Source organism: Bradyrhizobium sp. CCBAU 051011, assembly GCF_009930815.1.
In the GTDB taxonomy this organism is placed as follows: domain Bacteria; phylum Pseudomonadota; class Alphaproteobacteria; order Rhizobiales; family Xanthobacteraceae; genus Bradyrhizobium.
Map to the genome: position 1 here is coordinate 6,704,085 of NZ_CP022222.1, position 13,640 is coordinate 6,717,724.

At 62.6% G+C, this 13,640-nt stretch carries 12 protein-coding genes; 7 read left to right on the forward strand and 5 right to left on the reverse strand.

All coding sequences use genetic code 11. The annotated features are described in order from the left end of the window. Positions 1-82 precede the first annotated feature (82 nt). Together ACH79_RS31485 and ACH79_RS31490 are read left to right on the forward strand one after the other, a co-directional pair. Positions 83-469 carry an iron-sulfur cluster assembly accessory protein gene (locus ACH79_RS31485; protein ID WP_161854419.1) on the forward strand — a complete coding sequence of 129 codons (387 nt, stop codon included), beginning with the start codon at positions 83-85 and terminating at the stop codon, positions 467-469. 27 nt (positions 470-496) lie between these two features. Then, positions 497-943: a TfoX/Sxy family protein gene (locus ACH79_RS31490; RefSeq protein ID WP_161854420.1), complete on the forward strand. Its 447-nt coding sequence runs from the start codon at positions 497-499 to the stop codon at positions 941-943. 6 nt (positions 944-949) lie between these two features. Here the strand turns inward: ACH79_RS31490 and ACH79_RS31495 are convergent, their stop codons facing one another. After that, positions 950-2,017, reverse strand: coding sequence for a GGDEF domain-containing protein (locus ACH79_RS31495; protein WP_161854421.1), 1,068 nt, complete (start codon positions 2,015-2,017; stop codon positions 950-952). A 129-nt stretch (positions 2,018-2,146) separates the two neighbouring features. After that, a complete protein-coding gene (locus ACH79_RS31500; protein ID WP_161854422.1) occupies positions 2,147-3,631 on the reverse strand; it encodes a DEAD/DEAH box helicase in 1,485 nt (494 codons plus the stop codon). A 384-nt stretch (positions 3,632-4,015) separates the two neighbouring features. Here ACH79_RS31500 and ACH79_RS31505 point away from each other — a divergent pair, with 384 nt between their 5' ends. The 4 genes from ACH79_RS31505 (at position 4,016) to ACH79_RS31520 (ending at position 10,389) form a co-directional block, all read left to right on the forward strand. Then, positions 4,016-5,515, forward strand: a complete 1,500-nt coding sequence (locus ACH79_RS31505) for a caspase family protein (RefSeq protein ID WP_161854423.1) — start codon at positions 4,016-4,018, stop codon at positions 5,513-5,515. 1,064 nt (positions 5,516-6,579) lie between these two features. Continuing rightward, positions 6,580-7,896: an O-antigen ligase gene (locus tag ACH79_RS31510; protein ID WP_161854424.1), complete on the forward strand. Its 1,317-nt coding sequence runs from the start codon at positions 6,580-6,582 to the stop codon at positions 7,894-7,896. Between the two features lie 114 nt (positions 7,897-8,010). Then, positions 8,011-9,219 (forward strand): FAD-dependent oxidoreductase, encoded by a 1,209-nt coding sequence (locus ACH79_RS31515; protein WP_161854425.1) that lies wholly within the window; start codon positions 8,011-8,013, stop codon positions 9,217-9,219. 201 nt (positions 9,220-9,420) lie between these two features. Next, positions 9,421-10,389, forward strand: a complete 969-nt coding sequence (locus ACH79_RS31520) for an IS481 family transposase (protein WP_161852537.1) — start codon at positions 9,421-9,423, stop codon at positions 10,387-10,389. A gap of 61 nt (positions 10,390-10,450) precedes the next feature. On the opposite strand, the gene ACH79_RS31525 is transcribed toward ACH79_RS31520, so the two are convergent. The 3 genes from ACH79_RS31525 to ACH79_RS31535 form a co-directional block, all read right to left on the reverse strand. Next, entirely contained in the window at positions 10,451-11,182 is a 732-nt protein-coding gene (locus ACH79_RS31525; RefSeq protein ID WP_161854426.1) for an outer membrane protein, read from the reverse strand. A 472-nt stretch (positions 11,183-11,654) separates the two neighbouring features. Beyond that, a complete protein-coding gene (locus ACH79_RS31530) occupies positions 11,655-12,425 on the reverse strand; it encodes an SDR family NAD(P)-dependent oxidoreductase (RefSeq protein WP_161854427.1) in 771 nt (256 codons plus the stop codon). A 156-nt stretch (positions 12,426-12,581) separates the two neighbouring features. After that, positions 12,582-12,767 carry a hypothetical protein gene (locus tag ACH79_RS31535; protein ID WP_161854428.1) on the reverse strand — a complete coding sequence of 62 codons (186 nt, stop codon included), beginning with the start codon at positions 12,765-12,767 and terminating at the stop codon, positions 12,582-12,584. Positions 12,768-12,932: 165 nt separating this feature from the next. On the opposite strand from ACH79_RS31535, the gene ACH79_RS31540 reads away from it, so the two are divergent. Continuing rightward, on the forward strand, positions 12,933-13,589 hold the full coding sequence (locus ACH79_RS31540; protein WP_161854429.1) for a hypothetical protein: 657 nt from the start codon (positions 12,933-12,935) through the stop codon (positions 13,587-13,589). The last annotated feature ends 51 nt before the right edge of the window (positions 13,590-13,640 follow it).

Consider the following 13,640-nt stretch of genomic DNA (forward strand, 5'->3'; position numbering starts at 1 on the left):
AGACCTTCACAGGGGGAATTTCGTTGTTATTTTAATGCCATGATAGTTCGCCGCCATGAGGCGACGCCGGAGATCGACCGCAATGGATACCACCATCCAGTCCAAGCCGAAGCCGCGGCCCCGTCCGCAGGTCATGAAACTGACCGAGGCTGCCGCTACCCGGATCACGGAGCTGACCAAGCGCGCCGATTCCGAGATCGTCGGCCTGCGCGTCGGCATCAAAAACGGCGGCTGCGCCGGCCAGTCTTATACGGTGGAATACGCCCACGAGATTCGTCCGACCGACGAAGTGGTCGAGGACAAGGGCGTCAAGATCCTGGTCGATCCCAAGGCGGTCTTGTTCCTGCTCGGCACCGAGATGGACTACAAAGCCGACAAAATGCAGGCCCAGTTCATCTTCAATAATCCGAACCAGGTCTCCGCCTGCGGCTGCGGCGAGTCGGTGCAACTGACACCGGCGAAGGTGTAGCGATCGCATCGCCGGCGCGGTGAGCAAATGGATCGCGAATTCCTGACCGATCTGTTTGCCGATTTCGGCCCCGTCACCATCCGCCCGATGTTTTCAGGCTTTGGCATTTCCGCCGACGGCACCAATTTCGCGCTCGCCCTCAGGGCAGGTCTCTATTTCCGCGCCGATGACCAGACCATTCCGCAATTCGAGGCGGAAGGCTCGCAGCCGTTTCAGTATCAGACGCGGGCCAAGACGGTCACCGTGAACTCGTACTGGCAATTGCCGGCACGGCTGTTTGACGATTCCGAGGAACTGGCCGCATGGGCGAGGGCGGCATTGGCCGCGGCGCAGCGTGCGGCCCTGCGCAAGCGGCCGAAGGCGCGCAAAGCGAAGGCGAAGGTTTCGGGGAAGGCTGCGCGCAAGCCGGCCTCGAAGCGAAAGGCGACGGGGGCGAGGAAGGCCGCGCGGACGAGGACGGCGCCGCGCAAATAGATGCCCTCAGGCGACCTGGCTGCGGGTCTCGTCGGCGTATTCGGGGTCGACTTCGCAGATCACGCGGTTGCGGCCGTTGCGCTTGGCGGCGTAGAGGCAGGCGTCCGCGCGCTCGATCAGCGAATCCGTGTCGTCGTCCGGCTTGAGCATGGAAACGCCGACCGAAATGGTGACGCGGCCGAGAATCTCGCCGGTGGACTTCTTCTTCAACTCTTTCGCCATCACCGCGCGGCGGATGTGGTCGGCAACCGTCAGCGCCTGCCGCAGCCCGGTATTCGGCAGCACGACCGCGAATTCCTCGCCGCCGTAACGGGCAGTGATGTCCTGGCCCTTGATGGTCTGCTTCAGCGACATCGCAACCAGCCGCAGCACCTGATCGCCGGTGAGATGACCGTAGGAATCGTTGAACGATTTGAAGTGGTCGATGTCGAACATCAGGAGCGACAGCGGCTCGCCGTTCGCCAGCGCCGTCCGCACCGCCATCTCGATCGAGCGGTCGAAATATTTGCGGTTGCCCAATCCGGTCAGCGGGTCGGTCAGGCTTTCGGCGCGGATCGCCTCTAAGCTGTGCTGAAGATTGCTGATCTCGGTCTTCGACAGCGCTAGCCGGTTCTCCAGCGCCTTGTTGGTCTCCTGCATCTCGCGTGTCGATTTCAAGAGGCCGTCAACGACCGCCTTGATCTGATCGCGGCTCTTGGCAGCCTTAAGTTTCTCGTTCGCGCCGCTCAGCCTGGAGTCATAGCTCTGCGACATGGCGAGCGCTTCGGTGATGAGCGTCATCACGTCGTCGATCTCGCCGATCACGCGCGCGCCGACCTTGTCGATGCGGTCGGATGCCTTGATGTGGGAGAGGTAGGTCTCGTAGATCTGTTCGAGATCGGCTTCGCTGAGCTTGCCGTTGCGCGCCAGCGTCTCGTTGATGATCTTGTTAAGCTGGGCGTTGTATCCGGTCGCGTAGACGTACCAGATTTCATAGTTGCGCGGGACGGCGGTCTGGCGGAGGGACTTGATCTGGCCCAACGCGACTTCGGCAAACGCCATCGTGCGTTCGTGTTCGTCCAGCAGCTTGACCACTGATCCGTCCCCAATAACGAGCAGCGCCGGTCGTTGCCGGGCAGCAGCAATGACTAAATTATCGCCGCCAAGTTAACGGAGGAGGATGAACGGCCGGTAAATGCTTCCGGCCGTCGGGTTCGACGCCGGTCAGACGCGGGCGCGAACGGGCCGCAAAAGAAATGCGGGAAGATGCGAGTGATCGGCGGGCTCCGATTCGATCTCGCGATGGGCACGCCGCGGCTCAGGCCGTCCGATCGAGGGCACCCGCGAAGGCTGCGCAGCGGCTGGCGGCGTAAAGGCCTCAGCCTCAGGCTGCGGTCTGGCGTTGCGGCCCGTGCCCTTGGCGGGCCGCGGTTCGCGCTCGGCGCTCTTGTCGCTGCGCTTATCAGAACCCCTGGCGGCTCGCGGCTCGCGTTCGCGCCGCGGCTTGCGGCCGCCGCGCGATCCTTCTCGCGAGCGATGTTCGCGCGGCTGATCGCCGTCCTCGGACGTCTCCGAGTGCACGGCGTAATCGCCTTCGGCGGGGGGAATGTTTTTCCCGATCAGTCGTTCGATCGCAGCGATCGATTTGTTGTCGAGCGAGGTGACGATCGAAATCGCGGTGCCGGCGCGTCCGGCGCGACCGGTACGGCCGATGCGATGCACGTAGTCGTCGGCATGATGCGGCACGTCGAAATTGAAGACGTGGCTGACGGCGGGAATGTCGAGGCCGCGTGCGGCGACGTCGGAGGCAACCAGCAACGGGATCTCGCCCTTGCGGAATTGATCGAGCGCTGCGGTGCGCGCCGACTGGTCCATGTCGCCATGCAGGGCGCCGACGCTGAAGCCGTGCTTCTGCAGCGATTTGTAAACGACGGCGACTTCGCGCTTGCGATTGCAGAAGATGATCGCGTTGTTGAGATCCTTGGCGTCGCGCAACAGGCGGCGAAGGATTTCGCGCTTCTCGTGTGGCTCGCGGCCGCAACCGACCTGAAACTGCGATACGCCTGTCGCGGTCGTGGCGGGCTTGGAGACTTCGATGCGCTCGGGATTGTGCAGGAAGGTTTCGCTGATGCGGCTGATTTCCGGCGGCATCGTCGCGGTGAAGAACAGCGTCTGGCGTGTGAACGGCACCAGCTTGCAGATGCGTTCGATGTCGGGGATGAAGCCCATGTCCAGCATGCGGTCGGCTTCGTCGATCACCAGCAGTTCGACGCCGGTGAGAAGGAGACCGCCGCGCTCGGTGTGGTCGAGCAGGCGGCCTGGGGTTGCGATCAGGACGTCGACGCCGCGGGTCAGCTTGGAATCCTGGTCGCCGAACGAGACGCCGCCGATCAGGAGCGCAACGTTGAGTTTCTGGCCGGCGCCGTATTTGTCGAAGTTCTCTTTGACCTGAGCTGCGAGTTCGCGGGTCGGTTCGAGGATCAGGGTGCGGGGCATTCGTGCCCGGGCGCGGCCCTTTTCCAGAAGCGTGAGCATGGGCAGGACGAAGGCGGCGGTCTTGCCGGTGCCGGTCTGGGCGATGCCGAGGACGTCGCGGCGGGCCAGAACGTGCGGGATTGCCTGTTCCTGGATGGGGGTGGGGGTGGTGTACCCGGTGGCCGCAACTGCGGCGAGGACCTTATCGGAAAGGCCGAGATTGGAAAAAGACATTGAGCCTCTAGTCGACACCGCCGTTCGGAATCGAGGGTAAAAAGGCTGTCGCGTTTTGCCCCGAAACGGCGCGCTTTGAAAAGCTGGGGGCTCTGACTTACGCAGACGAGCGGCTAACCTAGGGAATCGCGTTTCGATCCAAGGCCGCGTTGAGCGCGAACATAGGGTCGAAATGACCAAAGTCAATCTAGGAACCCCCATTGAAGCCCAAAAAGCTTAATGTTTTCGCACAAATAACGGCAAAAACCGTCATTTGGCCGTCAAATCCGGCCATCCCATTCCAATCAAGAGAAGCTGTTGAACCGTGGGCAACGGGCCGCCGACTATGGCATGAAGCGGTATCGCACGGCCCAAAGGACGAATCGTGCGGATGGGGAATTCCACATGAAGGGTTGGCTTACCAGACTGCTCGCGGTGACGAGCCTCGCAACGTGCATCGCAGCCTTCGCCGCGCCCGCGTGTGCGGAAAGGCGCGTTGCGCTGGTGGTCGGCAACAACGACTACCGGAACGTGCCCAAGCTGCAGAAGGCGGTCAACGACGCCCGCACCATGGGCGATACGCTCAAGCAGCTCGGCTTCACGGTGATGGTGGCGGAGAACCAGAACCGGCAGGCGTTCAGCCAGACGTTGCTGGCGTTCGACAAGGCGGTCGATGCCGGCGACACCGCGTTCTTCTTCTTCGCGGGCCACGGTTTCGAAATCGCGGGCCAGAACTTCCTGCTGCCGACCGACGTGCCGGCGGCAACCGAAGGGCAGGAGGAGCTGGTGCGCGACGCCTCGATCCTCGCCGACCGCATCATCGAACGGCTGCAGAACCGCAAGGTGCGCACCGCCATTTTGGTGTTCGACGCCTGCCGCAACAATCCGTTCGAGCGTCCCGGCACGCGCGCGGTTGCCGGCGGCGGCGGTCTCGCACCGATGACGCAATTGCCGGAAGGCGTGTTCTCGATCTTCTCGGCCGGTCCGCGGCAGACCGCGCTCGACCGGCTCTCCAATGACGACGCCAATCCCAATTCGGTGTTCACGCGCACCTTCGCCAAGGAGCTGACGCAGCCCGGCGCGAACCTCGTTCAGGTCGCGCAGCGCACGCGGCGCGCGGTCAGCGAACTGGCGGAGACCGTTCGTCACAAGCAGATCCCGGTCTATTTCGACCAGATGGTCGACGACGTTTTTCTGAACGGTCTTGCAAAAGCGCAGCCCGAGGCTGCAGTGCAATCCGCCGAGCCGCTGCAAAAGCTTGCGGCGTTGCCGCCGGTGCAGCAACTCAAGCCGCAGAACGATTCCATCAACGCGCCGATCGCGATGTTCTCTCGCCACAACGGCGGATGGACCGTGGTGTTCTCGATCGCCGATCCGACGCTCGGCATTTCCTGGCGGATCGGGGATAGCGGCAATTTCCGCGAGACCGGTTTCATGGACACGCTCGACCCGCGCACCCGCAAGCGGATGCCCAACCCGTCGATCGAACTGCCGGCCGATGCACCGGCTGCCGTGATCCAGGTGCGCTATGTCGACACCAATGGCGAGTTGCAGGGGCCGTTTCCGATCCGGTTCGATCCTGAAGCTGCGCTGATCCGCGACCAGCGCAAGATCCTCGACATGACGGCGACAAGCTGGCTGTCGTTCCGCGACTTCAACGGGCTGCTGGTCTATTACACGCACCTGATGTCGTATCGCTGCGCGATCCGCGAGGTGCGCGTCGGCATCGACTCCGCGGTGCCGGACAAGGTTTTGAAAATGCCGCCTTGCGATCCCCGCGATCCCATCGCCATTCCGCATGATGCGACGCCGTATTTGAAGCTCGCGCCGGCGACCAAGTCGGTTTCGGTGGAGTTGACGTACCGCGACGGCAGCGTGTCGGAGATCAAGAGTTTCAGGCGGTAGAGTTCTTGCCGGCGTTATACCCCGCGCAGGCGGGTACCCAGTACACCGCGGCCTTTCCACGTCATTGCGAGCCAACGGGTCGGCGCGAAGCACCGCCCGATGACAGGCTCCACGAAGCAATCCATCCTTCGGCATGCTCGGCGACAATGGATTGCTTCGCTCCGCAGCAATGACGGTGGACAGAGCTTTGCATTCTCGCGGCGCACCGCGCCCGAGGTTTGCATGAACCTTCTTTCCTCCCTCCAAACGAGGGAGCAGGGAATGCCGGGTGCTTGCTGCACCCGCGGTCTCGTGTGCAATGTGTGGAAAGAAATGCGCACACGAGCATACAGGTACAGCCGAGGCACGCCGGCATTCCCTGCGCAATGGGTTGACGGCTTATGCCGTGATCTCCCCGGAGCCGAATTCCTCTGGCCTCCGTCACTGCCGGCTTGATGACGCATCGATCCGGTTGGATCAGAATAGTCACCGGCAGCTTGGCACCAGCCACGGGTGTCAGGACCACACGGTTTTGCCGTACGCAACAAGCGCCGTCATCCTGCGCGCGGTGCTCGCTCACGGAAGAATCCGCCCTGCGAACAACGTCTCGCGCCTGACGCTGTCGCGTCCACCGCATCCCGTCCCGCGTTCGTGACGATCGCGATACGCCCCTCTTGCCGGGTCGAGACGGGTGGAAATAGCCACTGATTTGGGTGCGAGGGAAAGCAGTATATTTTTCGGCCGACGACTGGACTGCCCAAATCAGCTTGAAATGGCTGCGCAAATTTCAGTTTTCGCGCGGCGGCTCTTTGATCCGTTTGTCCCCAATGTCGCATCAACCAATGCGTGCAGAATGAGGTATCTGCGCGGCGCGAAGCGGACGAGTGCAGGGCAGCGATGCAACGGCCGCGATAAAAGGCCGGATGTTCACCATATCGCCGGCCGAAATGGCTCCTCTTTTGGCCATCATGTGCCTGCATCCAAGTGGATTAGCCGACACCTCGAAGAGACGATCACTTCGGACATCTGCGGTGTCGCTGCAGTTGCAGCTTCGTTTGTAAAATCTGTTTTGAGTTGTGTTGCGTATGTCAGAGTTGGCCGCCACTCCAGTCTTGAGACCGGGAATTCCAGGGTTCGTTGCGGCCTGGCCGCTGTCCCGGTTCTGGTTGCTTAGCGTTGATGTTTACCCGGCACTGGCCGCAGCCGCGCTGCCATGGTCGACGACAGCGGTCTCGGTATTTACGGCGGTGTGGCTGGCCATCGTGCTGCCCACGATTCACTGGCCGGCGTTCTTCGAATCCTTGCGTGCGCCGGCGCGGTCCGTGCCTCTGGCCTTCTTTGCACTGGCGCTCCTCGGCGTTCTCTGGGCCGGCGATACCGCTGCGGCAAAATTGCTGGGGCTCAGTCCCGTCGTAAAGCTCTTGGCCATTCCGCTTGTCATCTATCACTACCAGCGTTCGGAGCGCGGGCACTGGGTGCTGATCGCCTTCCTGGCTTCCTGCGTTCTCCTCATGGGAGTGTCATGGGCGACATATTTCGCGGACTGGAAGCCTTCGCCGGGCGGCATGGCCGGAGTCCCCGTCAGAAACTACATCGACCAAAGCCACGAATTCGCGTTGTGCCTGTTTGCCGTGGCGCCGCTGCTGCTGTCATTTGCTGCAAACGGCCATCGCGCCTGGGCTATCGCGCTCGCAGCCATCATGTTGGGCTTTTATTGCGACATGCGGTTTGTGGCGACGTCGCGCACCACGCTGGTCTGCTTCCCCGTGCTGTTGGTTCTTTTTGCCTTCAAATATCTGAACCGGCGACACGCAATCTATCTGCTCGCGTTCGCGGCGATCGTCGAGGGTGCTGTCCTGTTCACGTCACCCTATCTGCGCGACCGCGTCGAGCGCACGGTGCAGGACTCGCAGGTCACTGTGGATTCCAATGCCGCAACTCCGGCTGCGACCTCGAACGGCCTGCGGCTGGCGTATTGGCGCGCGTCGGTCAGATCGATTTCGGAGTCGCCGATTTTCGGTCACGGTACCGGATCGACCAAGCAGCTGTTTGAACGAGAAGCTGAAGGCAAGAGCGGCGAGTGGGGCTGGTCCATTCGCAACCCGCACAACCAGACGCTTTACGCCGCCATCCAGTGGGGCGTGCTCGGCTGCCTCTTCCTGTATGCGATGTGGTACTTTCACCTGCAGCTGTTTCGTGGATCGACGCTTGCGGCGTGGATCGGAATGGTGGTCGTGGTTCAGAACTTCGTCAGTTCGCTGTTCAATTCGCACCTGTTCGATTTCCACGAAGGCTGGATCTACGTTCTCGGCGTCGGGGTAGTGGGCGGCATGGTCGCGCGTGCGCAGTCTCAATTTGCTTCAGGCTACGGATCAGAGCAGGCAGGCATGAGCCGGTCTTAAGCAATATCGACGGCAAAGTACGCGCCGCAGCGGCGGCGACCAATTCGCGACCAATTCCCTTGGGCTGGAAGATACCCTATACAATTCGCGTAACACGATTGATGGGGTAGCGCGATGAAAGTGCGCTGTTGCATCGTCGGCGGCGGGCCGGCCGGCATGATGCTTGGATATCTGCTCGGACGCGCCGGCATCGAGGTCGTGGTGCTGGAGAAGCACGCCGACTTCTTTCGCGATTTTCGTGGCGACACCGTGCATCCATCCACGCTGCAGGTGATGGATGAGCTTGGGCTGATCGACGGATTCCTGAAGCTGCCGCATCAGCGCCTGCAGAAGATGGAAGGCATGTTCGGGGGAGAGGCCGTGCGGATTGCCGATCTGGGCCGGCTCAACGTCAAATATCCTTTCATCGCCTTCATGCCGCAGTGGGACTTTCTCAACTTCCTGCGCGAGAGCGGCAAGCGCTTCGCTTCACTCAAGGTGATGATGTCGACCGAAGCGATCGATCTGCTTCGCGACGGCGAGCGTATCTCTGGCGTCAAGGCAAGGACGCCGGATGGCGTGATCGATATCGAGGCGGATCTCACCATTGCTTGCGACGGCCGCCATTCGCTGCTGCGCGAGCGCGCGGGCCTTGCGGTCGAGGAAATCGGCGCGCCGATGGATGTGCTGTGGTTTCGCGCCGGCAAGCGGGAGGGCCAGGGCGAGAACCTGTTTGCGCGGGTCGAGCCCGGCAAGATGATGGTGACCTTCGACCGTGGCGACTATTGGCAGTGCGCGTTCGTCATTCCCAAGGGGCAGCATGATGCGGTGAAGGCGAGGGGACTGCCCGCGCTGCTCGACGATATTGCGCGGATGGCGCCGATCCTCAAACCCGGACTCGCCGAGGTGAAGAGCTGGGACGACGTCAAGCTGTTGACCGTTGCAGTCAACCGGCTGGAGCGCTGGACGCGGCCGGGGCTGTTGTGCATCGGCGACGCTGCGCACGCGATGTCGCCGATCGGCGGGGTCGGCGTCAACCTCGCGGTGCAGGATGCGGTCGCGACCGCGAACCTGCTGGCATCGAAGCTGGTGAGCGGCTGTCCATCGGAGGATGAACTCGACGCGGTGCGCCGGCGCCGCACGTTTCCGGTGCGGATGACTCAGCGGATGCAGGTGGTCGTGCAGAACAACATCGTCAACGCGGCGCTGAAGCCGGGAAACCAGCCGCTGAAGGTTCCGTTCGTGATGCGGCTGGTCACCGCGGTGCCCTGGCTGCAAGGCATCACGGCGCGATTTGTGGGCCTGGGCGTGCGGCCCGAGCACGTGCAGTCGCCGGGCAGCTAGTTTGTGCCCGACTAAAGCGTGATGACTTTTCTTCGAATCGTCATCCCGCTTTATCTTTTTGTTTGAGCATGATCTTTTTGGAAAACCGCTGCACACTTTTCCGGATCATGCTCTAGGTGTGAGCTTTCAGGAGGTTGTCCATCCAGTCCTGAACGAGGAAGCTGAAGTTGTCGAAGCTTTAGCCAATCCCCGGAGGACCGAATGGACACCCATAAGAATGCGCCTCTGACGCCGAAAGGTCGAGAGGCCATGGTGCGGAGCGTGATCGAGGGCGGCCTGACGAAGGCCGCAGCCGCGCTCCGGTTCAACGTCACAGCGAAGACGGTCGCCAAATGGGTCAAGCGCTCCCGGGAGGAAGGTGTTGATGGGTTGCGTGATCGCTCCTCACGGCCCCATTCATTGCCAGGCCAAACCCTGCCTGCCACATGCGCTGCGGTCGAGGCGCTGCGCCGACAGCGCCACACGGGCAAGCAGATCGCGGCCGAACTCGGCATCTCTCCGGCGACTGTCAGTCGTGTCCTGCGGCGACTGGGATTGAACCGGTTGCGCGACCTGGAACCGGCCGAACCGGTGCGGCGCTACGAGCGTGAACATCCCGGCGAACTGATCCACATCGACATCAAAAAGCTCGGCAAGTTCAACCAGGTAGGCCATCGCATCACCGGCGATCGAACCGGTCAGAGCAACCTGCGTGCCCGCGGCGAAGGGCCTGGCTGGGAATACGTCCACGTCTGTATCGACGATGCTTCCCGGATCGCCTTCAGCAAGGTCATGAAGAGCGAACGGCAGGGTTGCGCCGTGGCCTTCCTCAAAGCTGCGATCGCTTACTACGCCAGCCTGGACGTCAGGGTCGAGCGGGTGATGACCGACAACGGTTCTTGCTATAAATCGCGCGCCTTCCGCAAAGCCTGCCAGCGCCTCGGCCTCAAGCACATTCGCACCAAGCCATACACGCCGAAGACCAACGGTAAGGCCGAACGCTTCATTCAGACCAGCTTGCGCGAGTGGGCTTATGCCCGCGCCTACAACACCTCAGGAGAACGCGCCGCCGAACTGCCAAGATGGCTTCACCGCTACAATTGGCATCGCCCTCATGGCAGTATCGGCGCGATGCCACCCATCAGCAGACTCGCTCTAACCGGGAACAACCTGTTGAGGCTCCACATCTAGGCAACAAAAAGCCCCGGACGATGCCGGGGCTTTGAGCTGTTGAGGCTATCAGGTAGTCGGATCAGTACTTCGCGACGACCGGACCGCCGAAGCGATAGCTGATACCGCCACGCACAGTGTGGAACACCGGGTCATGCTCGTAGGTGAAGCCGGGGAACGAGAAGACCGAGTTGTTCCGGAAGCTGCCGAAATCGGTGTAGCGGTACTCGAGACGGGCCGACCAGTTCGGCGTGAAGCCGTATTCCCAGCCTGCGCCCACGGTCCAGCCGGTGCGGGTGGTGGAGTGGGTTTCAAACAGGGTGTTCGCGAAGACGTAGGTGTGGTCCATATCGGCCCAGGCCGCACCACCGGTCACGTAGAGCAGCGAGTTGTTGAAGGCTACACCGAGGCGACCACGGATAGAGGCCTGAGCATCGATCCGGAAGTCCGTGCCGTTGAGGTTTGCCAGGCGATAGCCGCCATTGATGTCGGCGCCTTCAATGTCGCCTTCGAGACCGAAGACGAACTGACCGAACTGCCAGTTGTAGCCGAGGTGACCACCGCCGACGAAGCCGTCAGTGTTGAAACCCTGATTGAAGCCAGTGGGCAGGCCCGTTACGGTGACGAACTCACGGGTGCTGTTGTCACCCCAGGCGTAACCGACCTGTGCACCGATGTAGAAGCCGGTCCAGTTGTAGACGGCGACGACAGGCGCGACGGGAGCCTTGGTGTAAGGCCGGGCAGCCAGATCAGCGGCCGAAGCGCTGGCGGTGCCGATGGCCAGGGCGGCGGCGGCGATAGCGAGCTTTTTCATTGTGTTCCCCAATTTTCAGACAAGTAATGCGGGCAATTGATGTGGATGCAACATAGCCCAGGAGTCGCACCAAGGCTGTCACCTGCACGCCACAGTCGCAAACCTTCGACGCGTGAGGACCAAGGCATCGCCGAAATTCGGTTGGGAAACGGGCAAAACATCGAGGTTTCGACGATCCTCCACCCAAACGACGCCCGGGGACGGATCTTCATCGAGGCCGATTACGAGTGACACTTAACGAATTCCAGCGATTCGACTCGCCTGCCCTATAATATATTACCGGCGCTTATGCGATTACGTGCTCGCTCAATGGGTGCATACCTCCGAATCGGGATCGGCGGCGTTTTGGAACTGACTGCTTCGGGTTGTGTGGATCGCCAAGCAAATACCGAGCGTGCTACGCCCCAGCGCAAGCAAAAGCCCCGGCATCGTCCGGGGCTTTTTCGTCAGTCGCCTGTGCGAGGATGGCGCTTCAACCCATGATCGAATATCCGCCATCGACCGGAATCGCCGTGCCGGTGAGGAAATCCGAGGCAGGCGAGGCGAGGAACACGGCGATGCCGGCAAAGTCGCCGATCGCGCCCCAGCGCGCCGCCGGCGTACGCGCCAGCACGCGGTCGTGCAGGCCATCGATCTCCTGGCGGGCGCGCTTGGTGAGGTCGGTGTCGATCCAGCCCGGCAGTACGGCGTTGGCCTGGATGTTGTCGGCCGCCCATGCGCAGGCGCAGGAGCGCGTGAACTGCACGATGCCGCCCTTGCTCGCGGCATAGGCCGGCGTGAAGCTGGCGCCGAAGATCGACATCATCGAGCCGATATTGATGATCTTGCCGCCGCCCGCTGCCTTCATCGCGGGATAGACCGCCTGCGAGCACAGGAAGGCACTGGTGAGGTTGGTCTGGATCACGCTGTTCCACTCGGCAATGTCGAGCGCATGCGGCGGCTTGCGAATGTTGATGCCGGCATTGTTGACGAGGATATCGATGCGGCCGAGCTCACGCACGACGCGCTCGGTCATCGCAGCGACCGCCGCCTTGTCGGTGACGTCGGCCGCGACCGCAATCGCCTTGGCGCTGCCCTGCGCAAGCTCTGCGACCGCGCCGGCCGACTTGGCCTCGTTGCGGCCGACGATGGCAACCGCAGCGCCCGCCTGCGCGAGGCCGCGGGCCATGCCGAGCCCGATGCCGCCATTGCCGCCGGTGACGATGGCTACCTTGCCGGTAAGGTCGAAGAGTCCTGTTGTCATTGCGATTCCCTTCCTTGTCATGCCCGGGCATAGCCGTCCGGAGGGACGGCGTCGCTTGCGCTCGCCTATGTCCCGGGCAGCCACGTCTTCCTTGCCGCCGATGTTTAAAGACGTGGATGGCCGGGACAAGCCCGGCCATGACCAGCGAGAAGCAGTCTAGCGGTTGCCTTGCCAGATCAGGATCAGGCCGACGGCGCCGAGCAGGGCGCCATAGCCGGCCCATTGCAGTTGATTGATCATGAAGCTCGATGGTGGCCACGGAAACACGCCGGTGCCCTGACCGATCCATAGCAGGCCGACGGCGAGCGCCAGAAAGCCGATGATCGAAAGCGATCTGGCCATGGGTTCCTCCTGCCGACGGTCTCTGGACGCCGTGCGGCCTGCCTAAAATTCTATTGGGCCGCCGCAGGAAACCGTTGTCGGCGGTGGCCGTAGCTTCCCGATCGAACAGGAAGCCGGCCGGCTCGGCAAGACCGCACGTCACTCCACCGTCATTCAAGGGTCGTCATGAAACGCCGGACCGTTACTGTCGCGCTCGCGCTTGCCTTCGCGTTTGTTCCGGGCTTCGTTGTCGCCTACGCGTCGTGGCCGCGGCAGGCGGATCTGCGCCGCTTCGAACCGGCCGAAATCGCCCAACTGGAGACGGCGATGTGGCGCGACTATTACGAGAAGCGCTATGGCGCGCTGCTCTACCATCTCTACGAGCTGTCGCGGACGCAGTTCGGCTTCGCGCCGCTCGACAGCTTCCGGATCGCCTGGGTAGCCGCGCAGGCCGCAAGAGCGTTTCAGCCGACGCGCTCCCGCGAAGCGGCCAACGCCGCGCTGCCGCCGCTCGTGATCTACTACCGCCTGCTGGCATCCGCCGCGCCCGGCGGATTCGATGCCGAGGAGGCCGCGCGTCTCGAACTCGACTGGTGGCAGGCGCGGCGCGAAGCCGTGGCCCCGGCGCAGTACGGCCTGACGGTCGCCCGCGTCGCTGCCATCACCTACGGCAAGCGGGCCGACGATCCGTCGCTGGTGATGTCAGGTATCGGCCGCGCCGAGGCGATGGCCTGGCGCGACGCGCGTGGGCAGGGGATGACGGAGACGGACTGGTCAGAGATCGAGTGCCGGCTGAGCCGCGCGTACCGGTCGCTGAAAGCGGCAGTGGTGGCTGGCGGCTAAGACGGTTCGAAAAGATCTTAAATCCGGACAACAAAAAAGCCCCGGACGATG

Excerpts from the sequence above, each read along its gene's own strand:
- ACH79_RS31485 (WP_161854419.1), top strand. The coding sequence starts at position 83 with ATGGATACCACCATCCAGTCCAAGCCGAAGCCGCGGCCCCGTCCGCAG.
- ACH79_RS31505 (WP_161854423.1), top strand. The coding sequence starts at position 4,016 with ATGAAGGGTTGGCTTACCAGACTGCTCGCGGTGACGAGCCTCGCAACG.
- ACH79_RS31490 (WP_161854420.1), top strand. The coding sequence starts at position 497 with ATGGATCGCGAATTCCTGACCGATCTGTTTGCCGATTTCGGCCCCGTC.
- ACH79_RS31535 (WP_161854428.1), bottom strand. The coding sequence starts at position 12,767 with ATGGCCAGATCGCTTTCGATCATCGGCTTTCTGGCGCTCGCCGTCGGC.
- ACH79_RS31530 (WP_161854427.1), bottom strand. The coding sequence starts at position 12,425 with ATGACAACAGGACTCTTCGACCTTACCGGCAAGGTAGCCATCGTCACC.
- ACH79_RS31525 (WP_161854426.1), bottom strand. The coding sequence starts at position 11,182 with ATGAAAAAGCTCGCTATCGCCGCCGCCGCCCTGGCCATCGGCACCGCC.
- ACH79_RS31515 (WP_161854425.1), top strand. The coding sequence starts at position 8,011 with ATGAAAGTGCGCTGTTGCATCGTCGGCGGCGGGCCGGCCGGCATGATG.
- ACH79_RS31510 (WP_161854424.1), top strand. The coding sequence starts at position 6,580 with ATGTCAGAGTTGGCCGCCACTCCAGTCTTGAGACCGGGAATTCCAGGG.
- ACH79_RS31500 (WP_161854422.1), bottom strand. The coding sequence starts at position 3,631 with ATGTCTTTTTCCAATCTCGGCCTTTCCGATAAGGTCCTCGCCGCAGTT.
- ACH79_RS31520 (WP_161852537.1), top strand. The coding sequence starts at position 9,421 with ATGGACACCCATAAGAATGCGCCTCTGACGCCGAAAGGTCGAGAGGCC.
- ACH79_RS31540 (WP_161854429.1), top strand. The coding sequence starts at position 12,933 with ATGAAACGCCGGACCGTTACTGTCGCGCTCGCGCTTGCCTTCGCGTTT.